Here is a 15532-nt window from a genome sequence, read left to right as displayed (position 1 = left end):
TGCAATCTCTGTTGAAGCTCGGAACACCTCTTTTGCTGGCGGAGGCCGAATGGCATTTCGATTCGTACACACGGCCGATATTCATCTCGACTCGCCGCTGCGTTCGCTCGCGATGCGTAATCCCGATCTTGCCGGGCTCGTGGGCGACGCCAGCCGCCAGGCATTCGTTTCGATAGTGGATCTCTGCCTAGAGGAACGCGTGGATGCGTTGGTAATAGCCGGCGACCTATACGATGGTGATCAAACCTCGATGAAGACGGCGCGGTTCCTGGCAGCGCAGATGACACGCCTGCACCAGGCCGGCATCAGGGTTTTCAAGATCCGCGGCAATCATGACGCCCTGTCGCGGATTTCCAAACAGCTGGTGTTTCCTGACACCGTGACCATTTTTGGCGGTCGTGCTCAGTCGGTATTGCAGACAGCCGGCGGTGTGGACGTCGTTTTCCATGGTTTGAGCTTTGCGAACCCTAAGGCGCCGGACAGCCTGCTGCCCAAATATCCGGCTGCTCGCGAAGGAGCCGTCAATATTGGCATCATGCATACCAGTCTGGCCGGATCGCCCGGTCACGACGTTTACGCGCCCTGCAGCATCGCTGACCTGCACGCCCACGGTTTCGACTATTGGGGGCTTGGCCACATTCATCTTCGCCAAGTCCATTCCGGCGCAAGCACGGTGGTGATGCCGGGAATACCGCAGGGGAGGGATATCAACGAGGCCGGCGAGAAATCAGTCACCCTTGTGACGGTGCGAGACGACCGTTCGGTGGAGATCGAGGAAAGGCTGACCTGCGTTGCGCAGTTCGAAAGGGTCAGCGTCGACCTTACGGGAGCAGTGGAGTGGTCCGAGGCCGTCGCGCGTGTTCGAAACGCACTCGAAGAGATGCGGGCCGCCGTCCGGTCGCGTCATGCTGTGGCCCGCGTTGGCCTAACAGGAACATCACCATTGTTATGGGCGCTGATCCGCGACAGAGATCTCCTTCTTGCCGAAGCCGAACAGGCTGCGGAACAGCTAGGCCATACGTGGGTGGAGAAGCTCGAGCTTGACCTCGCGCCACCTCGGGCGGAGACGGCCGAGGATATTGCTGATCCGATTTTCGAACTCGAGCAATCCATGCGCGCCGATGCCACCTCGGATGCCTTCCGCGCCGAGGCGAGGGCGTTCGTCCAAAGGATGGTCGCCGACCTTCCGGCCGACGGACGGGATTTTGCTGGGAAGGACGAAGCCGGGCTGGAACGGTTCCTCGATCAGGTGCTTTCCAAGGGCGCAGACTTGGTGACTTCCCGCCTTAAGTCCGGTGGAGCGTCATGAGGCTGCAGCGCCTTGACCTCATTCGCTATGGAAAGTTCACCGATGGTACGATCGACTTCGGACCCAAACCGGAATCCGGACCTGATCTGCATATCGTGTTTGGCCTGAATGAGGCCGGCAAATCGACAGCGCTTTCCGCCTATCTAGATTTGCTGTTCGGCATCGAGGAACGGAGCCGCTACAACTTCCTGCATGAGTACAGCGCCATGCGCATCGGTGGGGTTCTGGAACTGGCCGGCTCCGAGCACACGTTCACGCGTACGAAACAGCGTACTAATTCGCTATTGAACGCGACGGGCCAATCGATGAGCGAGGTGGCGATCACGGCGCATCTCGCCGGACTGTCGCGTGACGCTTACACGACTATGTTTTCACTCGATGACGAGACGCTGGAAGCCGGCGGAAAATCGATCCTGGAATCGCGGGGCGACCTCGGCAAGCTCCTCTTGACGGCCAGCGCCGGTCTTGGGAACGCAAGCGATACGTTGAACGCCCTCGAGGCCGAAGCAGACGCGCTGTATCGGAAGCAGGCGCATGGCACCGAACTGGCGCTGCTGAAGAAGCGCCTTGTTGACGTGAAGTCGCGCAGGGATGCGATCGACACACTTGCATCGACCTATGAGGGGCTGGAGGCCGAACGTCTCGATGCATCGCAGCAGTACGGCCGAACCATCAGCGATCGGGCGGTGCTGGTGGCCAGGCTGGATACCATTGCTCGTTACGTACGTGCTGCGCCGATGCTGGCGGATATGCGCCGCAAGATTGCCCGGCTGGATCAGCTGCCGGACATCACCTCCCCAGCCCGGACATGGACGGGAAGTGTCACCGAACTAATCGATGACGATGCCAGCTTCAGAACGCGACTGTCGGCAAACATCGATGAGGTCGAGCGGCTGTCGGCAAAAGTCACTGCGGTCGACGAGGACGAACGGATCCTGTCGATTTCCGAACGCATTCGCAGCCTTGCGGAGGGCAAGGTGCGCCATACCGCGGCTGGCTTTGACTTGCCCACTCGCAGGATGGGGCTGCAAATCCTCAACAACACCGTGGCAAGCTGCCTTGCCGCCTTGGGCCGGTCTTCCGAGCCGGATCCTGCCGCACTGCTTCTGCCTGCCGTCACAGTTGGCGTCGTTCGCGCTATGGTCGAGCAGAGGTCCGGTATTGCTACGGGCGCGCGCGCCGCCCGCGACGAGGCGGCGGCAGCACTCGATGCGTTGCAGGTGGCAAGGCAGCGGGTCGGCGAGGAAAGGGCGGTGCCCGAACCCGCCAGGGCAAGGCTGGGCTCGGCTTTGTCGAAAGCGCGAGCAAGCGGACACAAGGCAGAGATCAAGACGGCTCGCGAGGCGGGAGATGCGGGAACAATCCGATGGAAGGCATCGCTGGCTCGCTTGCGTCCATGGAACGGAGATGCCCTCGCTCTCGTCAACGTTGCGGTTCCGAGCGCCGGGCAGATTGCCGCTTGGAAGACAGTAGCGTCAGTACTGGCAAGGAACACCGCGGTGCTTGCCGAACGCCTCGCCGAATACGAGGGCCACCATGCAATGCTCGCCGCACGATTGGATGCCCTTCGAGCCTCGGTCGACGTTGTCGACGATGAAGCGGCTGCCGCCATCCGCCGTCTCCGCGATGATGCGTGGGCAACGCACCGCGCAGTGTTGACTGGTGACACCGCTGACGATTTCGCCGTGGCACTGACGCGCGATGACGTTGCCAGCGCAGGCCGGCTGGCCGGCGCGGCGGATCTGGCCGAGATCCGGGCAATGACGCGTGCCCTGGCCGAGGCCACGGCCAACCTGTCACGAAACGGCATCCAAAGCCAACAGCTCGTCAAGGATGCGGATACCCAATTGTTGGAAATCCGTGTGGCCGCCAGCGACCTCCTCGGAGAAGCCCTGGAACCTTCGTCTGAGCGCCTGATCGAAAGGATCGAGGATCAGATCGAGGCGCGCAGCGATGCGCTCGCTGCCTGGGAGCAGATCGAACTTGCTCGCTTGAAAGCCGAGCGAGCCGCTGACGCCGGCGAGCAGATACACTTGGAAATGAGAGCGGCGCTGGAAAGTGTCGGCATAGTATCAGAGCCCGGCGACACTCTCGAAGCAATCATGGCCATCGCGGAGCTGTTTCTGGACCGGCAGCGCAAGGTGGACGCCGAGTATGCCGAGGCGCTCAGGATGGTGAGTTCCAAAGAAGAGGATCTAGCTGCCCGACGGGTTGCGGTAGGGGTGGCGGAGCGTCGCGAGGAGGAATGGCTGGCCGGCATTACCGAAGCGCTCAAGGGAACGTGGCTCGAAAGCGGTCTGTCCGCGTCAGGCGTTGGCGCTGTGCTCGATCAATTGGCCGAACTGTCAAGAAGCCTGCAGGAACGGGAGGATCTGCAGCTGCGTATCGACAAGATGGAGGCCGACAGGGCCAATTTTCTGGTCGAGGTCATCGCCGTTGCGGTCGAAGCCGACGAGCCGACGAAGGATGGCGAGCCGGAGCAGTTGGCCACCCGCCTTGCCGAGCGCCTGGAGCGTGCCGAGCGGACACGTGAAACGAAGGCAAGCCTCGGCAACGAGCTGAAGCGCCTCAAGGAGGCGCGCGAAATCCTCGACACCGAGATTTCGGCACACGAACGCCGCAAGAATGAAGTGCTGGGCGTCTTTGGCGTCGCCACTCTGTCCGAGGTAGTCGAACGCGACGAGCTGCTGCGTGAGCGCGACGGCTTGCGCACTACCGTCGCCGAACTTGAGGAACGGGTAGTGGCGGAACTCGCAGTCGATGGATTCGACCAGGCACGCTCGATCCTGGACGCGATCGATTTCGACAGCCTCGCGGTCGAGAAGGCTGAGGGCGAGCAGCGGCTTCGCCAGTTCGATGAAATCATCCAGCAACAGCTGATCCGACAGACCCGCGCGGCAGACAAGTTGGACGCCATCGGCGGTGACAGCGCGGTTGCCCGCCTGGATGCCGAACGGCGCACAACCCTGTTGGAAATCGAGGAGAAGGCCGTTCGCTACATTGAGCTGAAACTTGGTATCATGTCGGCTGGAAATGCTTTGCGGATCTACCGTGAGAACCACCGTTCGGGGATGATGGCGCGTGCATCAGACGCATTCAAGCTAATGACCCGTGGCCAGTATTCAGGCCTTACAACCCAGCCCGTCAAAGGCGAGGAGGTTCTCATCGCGGTGCAGCGCGACGGGCAATCCAAGCTCGCTGAAGCGCTTTCGAAGGGCGCGCGCTTTCAGCTCTACCTAGCACTGAGGCTCGCCGGTTATTACGAGTTCGCCCAATTCCGGCCCTCGGTTCCCTTCATCGCCGACGACATCATGGAAACCTTTGACCATATTCGCTCGGAGGAAGTTTTTAGATTGTTTGGGGAGATGGCGAACACAGGTCAGGTCATCTATCTCACGCACCACAAGCACCTATGTGAAATCGCCAAGGCTGTTGTGCCACAATCTACCATTCACCAGCTGGATTAGGCTCGATTAGAATTCGCGTCAAAACGGTTCAACTAACCAACTCGGCTGACATAGGAACCTTCGATCGAATCCATCATGACGTCCCATAGAGGCTGAGAAATGCCTATTTTGTTTTGCAATGTTGCGTGGATGAACGACTACTCCGGGCGGAGCGCGGATGACCCGCCTCTCGGTGGCGGGGCATTTCGAGTAAGCAGGCTTATTGCGCCGAAGAATGCAACTTTGTTGCAGCCAATGACGGGTACGTTTACGTCGCTTCGAGACGATTAAGGGCGAATTGGATCGGCAGGTGCGCCCACAATATGGGTTCAGTTCAAGGGGCGTAACCCGCCCAGCACTACAAGGATAAGATCAGGTCGTTCAGGGCTAGGACGCTCGCCGAAAATGCATTCGTGCTGCCCCGGAGGGATAGGCACCGTGTCAAAGGGTGAGTGGCTAGGCAAGCTGATGGTATGCGAACGATACGACAGATCGATCCGCCAGAGCATTCGTCAAGAGAGTAAAGGCATTATCGAAGGCGAGCCAGTCGCTCCCGTCGGGGCATCGCCCGCGAGCGGAGGATCGCGCCGCGCCGTGCATGCGATTGGACCTCTCGTCCCGCTGCGCTGCTGAGATCTCTCCTGTCAGGCGATCTAGGTTCCGCGCTTCGGGCCGAGCAGGAAAACTATGAGGGCAGCGACGAACGTGGCAACAGCGCTGTAGGCAATGGCGCTGGCGATCCCCGCATTCTCCACCAATAGCCCGCCGAAAATCGCGCCGGCTGCGATTGCCACTTGGAATGCTACGACCATCAGCACACCGGCGCTTTCGGCCTGCTCGGGAACGGCCCGCCGCACCATCCACGTCTGTAATCCCACCGGCACCGCGCCGAAGGCAAAGCCCCACGCGCCAACCGCAATCCCCGAGGCGAAGGCCGATGCTCCCGCCGTCAGTAGCGAAACAGCCGCTATCCCTATGAGCAGCGGTGCAAGGGCCGCGACTGCCTTGAGACTGTACTCGGCCAGAAGCCCGCCGGCCAAATTGCCGAAGAATCCGCCGATGCCAAAAGCAAGCAACACAAGCGAGATCGTCTCGACGTCAAGCGCGGGTATCTTTTCGAGGAAGGCGCGGATATAGGTGATTCCGGCGAAGTGGCCGGAAGCGACCAGCAGGATGACAAAAAGCGCAACCTTGACCATCGGAATCTTTGCCACATCCAGCAGGCTGCGGACGCTAGTCACTCCAATCGGAGGCAGTCTCGGAATGGTTATGAGCTGCACGAGCAGTGTAGCGACACCGCCGGCTGCGGCGAGCATGAAGGCGCTTCGCCATCCCCAGATATCGCTGACATAAGCGCCGATTGGAGCTGCGCAGACGGTAGCTACGGAAACGCCGGTGAGGATGATCGACATAGCGCGAGGCAGGAGGTGGCTTGGAACGAGCCGCATCGCCAGTGCTGCCGACATCGACCAGAAGCCTCCGAGCGCTATGCCGAGCACGACGCGTGCAGTCAGGAGAACCGCCAGCGACCACGCGCCGGCCGCCAGAACGTCCGACAGGATCAGCAGCAGCGTCATGCTCCACATGACGGTCCTGCGGTCCAGGCGCTTTGTGATGATGGCCACCGTCGGCGCCGAGATCGCCCCGACGATAGCTGTCGCCGTCATCGCCTGTCCAGCCGCTCCCTCGCTGATAGCGAGATCATGCGCGAGGGGCGTGAGCAGGCTGACAGGCAGAAACTCTGCCGTGACCAGCCCGAAGGTGCCCAAGGAAAGCGAAATGATGGCACCCCATGCGGGACCAGACGGTGGGACAGGCTTTTCTGGGTCGTGCAGAACAGCGTTCATGACGCCTGCTGCGGATCGGGTCATGAACGAAGCCTCCATTTTGATGCAATGCAAGGTGATGTAGGCTGCCTTGACCCAAATCTAAAAACACAAGCGCATTTCCCGGCGGCGTTGCACTGAGGAGGGGATGTTCATTGCTTCGCGATACTTTGTGACGGTGCGGCGCGCAACATCAATGCCGGTTTCCTTCAGCCGGACAGCGATGTCCTCGTCGGAAAGCACGTCGCCGGGAGATTCTGCGGCAATGATCGCTTTGATCCGATGCCGGACAGCTTCGGCGGAGTGCGCATCGCCGCCTTGGCAGGACGCGATCGCGACGGTGAAAAAATACTTCAGTTCAAAAACGCCGCGCGGGGTAAGCATGTACTTGTTCGAGGTCACCCGGCTTACCGTCGACTCGTGCACGCCGATCGCGTCAGCGACGGTTCTAAGATTGAGAGGCCGCAGGTGGGCGACGCCATGTTCCAAAAAGGCATCCTGCTGACGCACGATTTCAGCCGCAACCTTAACAATCGTCTTGGCGCGCTGATCGAGGCTGCGGATTAGCCAGTTCGCGTTTTGCAAGCATTCTTCGAGAAATGCTTGATCTTTCGAATTTTGGGCAGTCTGACGCGTGACTTCGGCATAGTAGGTTTGGTTGATCAGCAGCTTCGGCAGCGTGGCGGGATCAAGTTCGATCTGCCACCCGCCTTGCGGCGAGGGTGTGACCCAGACGTCGGGTATGATTGATTCAGAGGCACCGGATTGGAATCTGTTCCCAGGCTTTGGATCGAGCGCACGAACCTCATGCATCATGTCGAGAAGGTCTTCTTCATCGACGCCGCAATGCTGCTTCAGCGCCTCAAAATCGCGTCGCGCAAGCATTTCAAGATGGGCAACCAAAGCTGCCATTGCTGGGTCGAGCCGGTTTCGCTGGCGCAACTGAATCTCGAGGCATTCTCTGAGACTTCGCGCAAAAACTCCCGGTGGATCAAATTGTTGCAAGGTTCCGAGAACCCGTTCCACAACAGCCTCATGGACATTTAGGCTCTCGGCCAGCTCCAAAAGGTTTGCCCGAAGGTAGCCAGTGTCTTCCAGATCGGCGGCAAGCTGGCCAGCGATCAGCCGCTCCTGTGGTGTGAACGCAGTGAGGGCGATCTGACGAGCGACATGGTCGTGCAATGTTTCGGCGAGTGTGGCAAACTCGTCGAGGGAAGGGCCATTGCCCGGCGGGTTGTTGGTCGTGTTGCGAAGTGATTTCCATTGCCCGAGCCGTTCAGGCGACCCTGCCCCGGTCGGACCTCCAACGGCGTTTGCCCCAAAGCCGACAGGCTGATCCGCTCCCGAAATCGAAGCATCGTCAAAAGGCCCGCCATCGTTTGACGCAGATTCCAAGAGCGGGTTCTTCTCGATTTCCCCCTCCACGAACTGATGCAGTTCGGTATGCGCCAGTTGCAGCAAGCGAATCGACTCAATGAGTTGAGGCGATGCGACGATGGATTGCTTCTGGCGCTGAAACAGGCTTGCTGAAGATTGCATGGTGTGTGCGATAATCCCGTCGAGGAGCCTCTTGGGGCCTGCAATGGCGCCAGTGAGACGTTTTCTAGGTCATGCGGCGGCTTTCATCGTTTCGAGAACGTTTTGCGGGGATGAGACGCCATACGGGTCGGCCTCGCAGTTGTCGGAGAAACCTTCCTCCTCGAACCAGTGCTCCACCACGCCATTGTTGATCAGGGCGGCGTAGCGCCATGAGCGCATCCCGAATCCGAGATTGTCCTTGGCAACCAGCATGCCCATCTTGCGTGTGAACTCGCCTGAGCCATCGGGGATGAGCTGGACCTGCTTCAGGCCCAAGGACTTCCCCCACGCATTCATGACAAAGGCATCGTTGACTGAGAGGCAGTAAATCGCGTCAATTCCCTGCTTCGCAAACTCATCATAGAGCTCTTCGAACTTGGGCAATTGGTAGGTCGAGCAGGTCGGGGTGAAGGCGCCCGGCAGCGAGAACAGGATGACCCGCTTGCCGGCAAAGTAGTCGTCAGATTTTTTTTCTTGCCAGCGATATGGATTTGGCCCCTGGACTGACTTATCGTGAACACGCGTGAGAAAGGTGACGAAGGGAACTTTGTTTCGAACTGTCATCAAGTTGCTCCTGAAGAAGACTGCGCTGAATTCTGGCAGAGGCTGGCGCAATACCGGGCAAAGGCTCGTATCCCCGGCACGGATGAGGGCCTCGCGGCTCGCAACCTCCTTTTTTTCCCTCCCGACGTATGGGAACGTCTTGGCGGTTGGTCTTGGCCACCCGAACGCAATCGATCTGAGCGAGCTGGACACCGTCGAGCCGGTTGCTTTCCACGGCTATGGCGCCGGAAGCGGGATCGGTCACTAGCGATAGTGCGTTTGGAAAAGGGATAGCGGCCGGAAGGAGCCAATATCGCAAAGCATGTGGGGGCCTGAAATGTCACTTCACGCAACAGACCCGCTTCACTGGATTCCGCGTCACTGGACTGGTTCAGCATGTTGTCGATATGTGGCAGTGACCCGCCGGCTTTGGCTTGGGTGACGACCCTTTGACAAGGCTTTTCGGCACTCACATGCTGAACAGAACCGGCAAACCGCATTTGCGCGCGCGGCCCGTGTTGGCGTGCCGGCATCGGACCAGCCATGCGCAAAGCGGCCATCCAGAACGGACTTCCGGAGGAGACGATGCCCCGATGTTCAGCTGCAAGGGGCACCGTCTCCTCAGGCCACGGTCTAGAGCTTCGCGTATCGGGCATGGCACAAGTCGCTTTCATCGTGATTTGATGGTGCTCTAACCAGGAGCAGCAAGCGGCGTGCCATTTGGAATAGAGGTGCCGTTGGACCGCCCTCCTTCTCGGAGGCCGTGTCTTGGAAGATCGGGCGCGCGCTTTAACCGCCTCGTCACACAGGCAACAACGATGCTGTGTGGTGCGGATATTCGGCGCTTCGGCCCCGGCTGGGCAAAGAAGACCGGAAGCCGAGCCGATGCACTACCTGAGGCTGGCGGGCACTCCAGTCATTGCGTAGCGTGTGCCGCTAGCATTCATGGGTGCGCAGGCACCGCGAACACGCGCCTGTCGCGGCAACACGAGCGCGCGCTCTTGGGCAAGCGCCTTGCCCCCGTGAGGATCGAATTCCCCAATCGTGTCTGTTTGCCGCCCTCTTATGTTCGAAACTGGACCAGAATGTCGCAAGCCCGACCTAAAGGTCGCCGAGGCGTTCTGTCCGACACTGTTCGGTCGCCTTTGTTGGCCCGCGACACCGGCCTATTTCGCCTAGCTCTTCTCTGGCCTCAGGCTAAGCCCCTAAAAGCATCACAGATTTTTTTCTTCGGTCGGCCAAATTGGCACGAGTTTTGAAGCCTCTTCGTTGCGGGCCGGGAGCCGCCGACCGACTTTCATTTCGTGGATGGCACGAATGGAACGAAGAAAGAAAAGCAAAATGTCAAATCCGCGTCGGATAGCGTCTATGGGCATGGTGTGCTCGGCGAAACCGCCCTTACCCAACAGCTCGCCGCCCTTGTCGACCCTTGCGCAGGAAAGCTTGGCCGGCGGCGGCTCAAATGCCCACCGCGCCGACTTTGTCCTGACCTAGAAGGTGCAAGATAACGTTCCGCATCTCGCCGCGCGATGTGCCTAGACAGTTACGCGTTAGCCGTTCTTGATAATCGGTCTGCCTTCGGAGGACGTCATCTATATGCCGTCTTAGGTCTTCGCTGCCGCAGCGCCCGCCGGTCACCTTCCGCCCTCGCTATTGAGTGAAGTGCCACCATGTCCGAACAACCCTTGCCGACGCTGCCGATGTGGCGCCTCGATCACATTGAGCCATCGCCCGAGATGTTGGCGCTACGCACCAATGGTCCGATCCACCACGTGCGCTTCCCGTCCGGGCACGAAGGCTGGTGGGTCACAGGCTATGACGAGGCCAAGGCGGTGTTGACCGACGCGGCGTTCCGGCCCGCGGGAATGCCGCCGGCGGCATTCACCCCGGATTCGGTGATTCTCGGTTCGCCAGGATGGCTGGTCTCGCACGAGGGGGGCGAGCATACGCGGCTACGCACGATCGTGGCGCCGGCCTTCAGCAACGGCAGGGTGAAGCAGCTCGCGCAGCAGGTGGAGGCGATCGCCGCGCAGTTGTTCGAGACGCTGGCGGCCCAGCCCCAGCCCGCCGATCTGCGGCGCCACCTCTCCTTTCCGCTTCCTGCGATGGTAATTGGCGCGCTGATGGGCGTGCTCTACGAGGATCACGCTTTCTTTGCAGGGCTGTCCGACGAGGTGATGACGCACCAGCATGAAAGCGGCCCGCGAAGCGCGTCGCGCTTGGCCTGGGAAGAACTCCGCGCCTACATTCGCGGCAAGATGCGGGACAAGCGCCAGGATCCGGGCGACAACGTGCTGACGGATCTGCTCGCGGCGGTCGACCAGGGCAGGGCGACCGAGGAAGAGGCGATCGGCCTGGCGGCAGGCATGCTGGTGGCGGGGCACGAGAGCACCGTGGCACAGATCGAATTTGGCCTGCTGGCCATGTTCCGCCATCCGCAACAGCGCGAACGCCTGGTGGGCGATCCATCCCTGGTGGACAAGGCCGTGGAGGAAATCCTGCGCATGTACCCGCCGGGCGCCGGCTGGGACGGCATCATGCGCTATCCGAGGACCGACGTGACCATCGCGGGCGTGCATGTTCCCGCAGAGAGCAAGGTGCTGGTCGGCCTGCCGGCGACGTCGTTCGATCCGCGCCATTTCGACGACCCGGAAATCTTCAACATCGGACGTGACGAAAACCCGCACCTGGCGTTCTCCTACGGGCCGCACAGCTGCATCGGCTTGGCGCTGGCCAGGCTGGAACTAAAAGCGGTGTTCGGTTCGATCTTCCAGTGCTTTCCCGCGCTGCGCCTGGCGGTGGCGCCCGAAGAACTGGAGTTGCGCAAGGAGATCATCACTGGCGGGTTCGTGGAGTTCCCGGTGCTCTGGTGATGCGCGGACGCCACGAGGAATCGCGATGTCCTCGGATTGCCGGCGCCCCTGCCGCGCGCCGATCAGATCAGCCAACCAACAGGTGACCAAGATGGACGTGCAAGAAACCACGGCAGCATGCCGGGACGCCTTCGCCGAACTCGCGTCGCCAGCGTGCATTCAGGACCCGTACCCATTCATGCGGTGGTTGCGCGAGCACGATCCGGTACATCGCGCGGCGTCGGGCCTCTTTCTGTTGAGCCGCCACGCCGACATCTACTGGGCGCTTAAAGCCACTGGCGATGCTTTTCGGGGGCCGGCACCAGGCGAACTGGCGCGCTATTTCCCGCGTGCGGCGACCAGCCTGTCGCTAAGTCTGCTGGCGTCCACTTTGGCGATGAAGGAACCTCCAACGCATACGCGTCTGCGCCGGCTGATCTCGCGCGATTTCACCATCGGCCAGATCGACAAGCTGAGGCCGGCCATCGCTCGCATTGTCGCAGCGCGCCTGGACGGCATGGCGCCCGCACTGGAGCGCGGGGAGGCAGTGGACCTGCATCAGGAATTCGCGCTGGCCTTGCCCATGCTGGTTTTCGGCGAACTGTTCGGCATGCCCCGGACGACATTCTCGGGCTCGTCACCGGCATCAGCGCCATTCTGGAAGGCCTGAGCCCGCACGCCAGCGATCCCCAGCTCGCCGCGGCGGACTCGGCCAGCGCCAGGGTTCAGGCCTACTTCGGCGACCTCATACAGCGCAAGCGCTCCGATTCCAGCCACGACATCGTGTCAATGCTGGTCGGCGCACACGACGGCGATGCCGAGATGCTGTCGGATACGGAATTGATCAGCATGCTCTGGGGCATGTTGCTGGGCGGCTTCGCCACCACTGCCGCGGCCATCGGCCATGCTGTCCTGGCGATGCTGGCGTATCCCGAACAGCGGCACTGGCTGAAAGGAGATGCCATGGGGGTAAAGGCATTCGTCGAAGAAGCCCTGCGCTACGACGCGCCCGCCATGTTCAGCTCCATTCCGCGTATCGCCCAGCGCGACATCGAACTGGGCGGCGTGGTGATCCCGAAGAACGCGGACGTGCGCGTTCTGATCGCGGCCGGCAATCGTGACCCGGACGCCTTCGCCGATCCGGACCGCTTCGATCCCGTGCGGTTCTACGGCACCAGTCCTGGCATATCGATCGACGGGAAGATCATGCTGGCCTTCGGCCACGGCATCCACTTCTGCCTTGGTGCGCAACTGGCCCGGGTGCAGTTGGCCGAGAGCCTGCCGCGGATCCAGGCGCGCTTCCCCACGCTGGCATTGGCCGAGCAGCCGACCCGGGAGCCCTCCGCGTTCCTTAGGACGTTCCGCGCGCTGCCGGTGCGGCTGCATCGGCAGGAGGGCTGAGATGCGCGTCGTGGTCGATCAGGATCTGTGCGGAACTACCGGGCAGTGCGTGCTGACGCTGCCGGGCGCCTTTCGCCAGCGCGAACCGGACGGGGTGGCCGAAGTGTGCGTGGCGACGGTCCCGCAGGCGCTGCACGCCGCCGTGCGGCTTGCGGCCAACCAGTGCCCGGTCGCCGCCATTCGGGTCATCGAAAGCGATGCTGGCCATGACGAGCGCGCCAGCGCGGACCCTGCGCCTTCTCCGGCGCAGGCCGAGCGGCATGCTGCGAAAGACCAATGCAATTCAGGAGACACGATGGCAAGGTTTGAAGGCAAGGTGGCCGTGGTGACCGGCGCCGGCGCCGGCATCGGCAAGGCATGCGCTCTCGCCATCGCGCGCGGGGCGGCAGAGTGGTGGTGGCCGACATTGATGGCTCGGCGGCCATCGCCTGCACCGCGCAGATCGCGGCCGAAGCAGGCCACGCGCTGCCCATAGCCATGGATATCGCCGATGAGCAGGCGGTGGCAGCGCTGTTCGAGACGGCGGAGCGGCACTTCGGGGGGGTCGACCTGCTGGTGAACAATGCGAGCGCCATGCATCTGACCCCGCGCGACTGCGCGATCCTCGACCTGGACCTGGCAGTCTGGGACCAGACCATGGCGACCAATCTGCGCGGCACGCTGCTCTGCTGCCGGCAGGCCATCCCACGGATGATCGACCGCGGCGGTGGCGCGATCGTCAACATGTCGTCGTGCCAAGGGCTCAGCGGTGACAAGGGGCAGACGTCCTACGGCGCGTCGAAGGCGGCGATGAACATGCTCTCGGCTTCGCTCGCCACCCAGTACGGTCATGCGCAGATTCGCTGCAACGCGGTTGCGCCGGGTCTTATCATGACCGAGCGTCTCCTCGCCAAGCTGGACGAGTGCATGCAACGGCATCTGCGCCGGCACCAGCTCCTGCAGCGCGTCGGCCGCCCCGAGGACGTGGCCGCGCTCGTGGCGTTCCTGCTCTCCGCCGATGCTGCGTTCATCACCGGCCAGGTCGTGTGCATCGATGGCGGCATGCTGGCGCATGTGCCGACATACGCCGACGGTGGCAACAGCTGCGCCGCGCGCCCTGCCGGCGACACCGAATCGGCGACGGCGGCGCGCTGCTGATGGACATACTGCTCAACCCACTCAACCGTCGGCACCGGCTGCGATCCGACATCCCGGTCATGCCCGGCGCTTTCCCCTGGTCGGGCATCTTCCCGCCATTGTCTGCGACCTGCCGCGCCTGCTGCAACGCGCAGAACGGACGCTGGGCAGCCACTTCTGGCTGGATTTCGGCCCTGCCGGACATCTGATGACCTGTGTGGATCCGGACGCATTCTCTCTGCTCAAGCACAAGGACGTGTCCTCGGCGCTGATCGAAGAGATCGCGCCCGAATTGCTTGGCGGAACGTTGGTTGCCCTGGACGGCGGCGCGCACCGGCAGGCGCGCGATGCCATCAAGGCAGCGTTCTTGCCCAAGGGGCTGACCCAGGCCGGGATCGGCGACCTGTTCGCGCCGGTCATCCAGGCGCGGGTGCAGGCGTGGCGCGCCCGCGGCGAGGTACCTATCCTGCGCGAGACCGGCAACCTGATGCTGAAGCTCATCTTCAGCCTCATGGGAATCCCCGCGCAGGACCTGCCGGGATGGCATCGCAAGTACCGGCAATTGCTGCAGTTGATCATCGCGCCACCGGTCGACCTGCCCGGATTGCCTTTGCGGCGCGGCCGCTCCGCCCGCGACTGGATCGACGCGCAGTTGCGCCGGTTCGTCCGCGATGCGCGCGCGCATGCCGCGCGCACCGGGTTCATCAACGACATGGTGAGCGCTTTTGACAGCAGCGACGGTCCGCTCTCCGATGACGTCCTGGTCGCGAACATTCGCTTGCTGCTGCTTGCCGGTCACGACACCACTGCCTCGACGATGGCCTGGATCGTGATCGAGCTGGCGAGGCAGCCTGTGCTGTGGGACGCCCTGGTCGAGGAGGCGCAACGCGTGGGCGCGGTGCCGACCCGGCACGCGGACCTGGCGCAGTGTCCGGTCGCCGAGGCCCTGTTCCGCGAGACACTGCGCCTGCATCCGGCGACCACGCTCCTGCCGCGTCGCGCGCTGCAGGAATTGCAACTCGGCCAACGGCGTATTCCCGCGGGCACCCACCTATGCATCCCGCTGCTGCATTTCTCGACCTCGGCGCTGCTGCACGAGGCGCCTGATCAGTTCCGCCTGGCGCGGTGGCTGCTACGCACAGAACCGGTCCGGCCCGTGGACATGCTGCAGTTCGGTACCGGCCCACACGTCTGCATCGGCTACCACCTGGTATGGCTGGAAATGGTGCAGTTCTGCATCGCCTTGGCGCTGACCATGCACAAGGCCGGGGTGCGGCCGCAGTTGCTGAGCGACGTCGAAAAAGGCCGGCGCTATTACCCGACCGCACATCCGTCCATGGCAATCCGCATAGGCTTCTCATGAGCTGGCGTCGCACGCCCTGTGTGGCAAGGCAGCGGCGCCGGCGGGGCGCGGCATTGCTGCACTCAGCGCACGCACTCGTGTGACGACTTGCGCTCGCC

General features: G+C 62.2%; 6 protein-coding genes and 4 pseudogenes. 7 read left to right on the top strand and 3 right to left on the bottom strand.

Features of this window, described 5'->3' with window-relative positions:
• Positions 1-49 precede the first annotated feature (49 nt).
• Together NL532_RS30685 and NL532_RS30680 are read left to right on the top strand one after the other, a co-directional pair.
• On the top strand, positions 50-1309 hold the full coding sequence (locus NL532_RS30685) for a metallophosphoesterase family protein (protein WP_023687333.1): 1260 nt from the start codon (positions 50-52) through the stop codon (positions 1307-1309).
• Positions 1306-4776, top strand: coding sequence for an ATP-binding protein (locus NL532_RS30680; RefSeq protein WP_286487857.1), 3471 nt, complete (start codon positions 1306-1308; stop codon positions 4774-4776). The genes NL532_RS30685 and NL532_RS30680 overlap by 4 nt, the downstream gene beginning before the upstream one ends.
• Positions 4777-5408: 632 nt before the next feature.
• On the opposite strand, the gene NL532_RS30675 is transcribed toward NL532_RS30680, so the two are convergent.
• The 3 genes from NL532_RS30675 to NL532_RS30665 form a co-directional block, all read right to left on the bottom strand.
• Positions 5409-6626 carry an MFS transporter gene (locus NL532_RS30675; protein WP_286440891.1) on the bottom strand — a complete coding sequence of 406 codons (1218 nt, stop codon included), beginning with the start codon at positions 6624-6626 and terminating at the stop codon, positions 5409-5411.
• A gap of 57 nt (positions 6627-6683) precedes the next feature.
• Positions 6684-8120 carry an RNA polymerase factor sigma-54 gene (rpoN, locus tag NL532_RS30670; RefSeq protein ID WP_023829758.1) on the bottom strand — a complete coding sequence of 479 codons (1437 nt, stop codon included), beginning with the start codon at positions 8118-8120 and terminating at the stop codon, positions 6684-6686.
• A gap of 69 nt (positions 8121-8189) precedes the next feature.
• Positions 8190-8723, bottom strand: coding sequence for a peroxiredoxin (locus NL532_RS30665; RefSeq protein ID WP_023829757.1), 534 nt, complete (start codon positions 8721-8723; stop codon positions 8190-8192).
• Between the two features lie 1649 nt (positions 8724-10372).
• Here NL532_RS30665 and NL532_RS30660 point away from each other — a divergent pair.
• From NL532_RS30660 to NL532_RS30640, 5 genes and pseudogenes are all read left to right on the top strand, one after another.
• Complete coding sequence (locus NL532_RS30660; RefSeq protein WP_023829756.1) at positions 10373-11575, top strand: cytochrome P450; 1203 nt, start codon at positions 10373-10375, stop codon at positions 11573-11575.
• A 91-nt stretch (positions 11576-11666) separates the two neighbouring features.
• Positions 11667-12955 (top strand): annotated as a pseudogene (locus NL532_RS30655) (cytochrome P450).
• Between the two features lies 1 nt (position 12956).
• Positions 12957-13082 (top strand): annotated as a pseudogene (locus NL532_RS32485) (ferredoxin); the annotation flags it as partial.
• 168 nt (positions 13083-13250) lie between these two features.
• Positions 13251-14092 (top strand): annotated as a pseudogene (locus NL532_RS30645) (SDR family oxidoreductase).
• Positions 14092-15434, top strand: a pseudogene (locus NL532_RS30640) (cytochrome P450). The pseudogenes NL532_RS30645 and NL532_RS30640 overlap by 1 nt, the downstream one beginning before the upstream one ends.
• The last annotated feature ends 98 nt before the right edge of the window (positions 15435-15532 follow it).

This window comes from Mesorhizobium sp. C120A, from assembly GCF_030323105.1.
Classification (GTDB): Bacteria; Pseudomonadota; Alphaproteobacteria; order Rhizobiales; family Rhizobiaceae; genus Mesorhizobium.
This window is presented reverse-complemented; position numbering and strand designations above follow the sequence as displayed.

Excerpts from the sequence above, each read along its gene's own strand:
- NL532_RS30685 (WP_023687333.1), top strand. The coding sequence starts at position 50 with ATGGCATTTCGATTCGTACACACGGCCGATATTCATCTCGACTCGCCG.
- NL532_RS30680 (WP_286487857.1), top strand. The coding sequence starts at position 1,306 with ATGAGGCTGCAGCGCCTTGACCTCATTCGCTATGGAAAGTTCACCGAT.
- NL532_RS30675 (WP_286440891.1), bottom strand. The coding sequence starts at position 6,626 with ATGACCCGATCCGCAGCAGGCGTCATGAACGCTGTTCTGCACGACCCA.
- rpoN (WP_023829758.1), bottom strand. The coding sequence starts at position 8,120 with ATGCAATCTTCAGCAAGCCTGTTTCAGCGCCAGAAGCAATCCATCGTC.
- NL532_RS30665 (WP_023829757.1), bottom strand. The coding sequence starts at position 8,723 with ATGACAGTTCGAAACAAAGTTCCCTTCGTCACCTTTCTCACGCGTGTT.
- NL532_RS30660 (WP_023829756.1), top strand. The coding sequence starts at position 10,373 with ATGTCCGAACAACCCTTGCCGACGCTGCCGATGTGGCGCCTCGATCAC.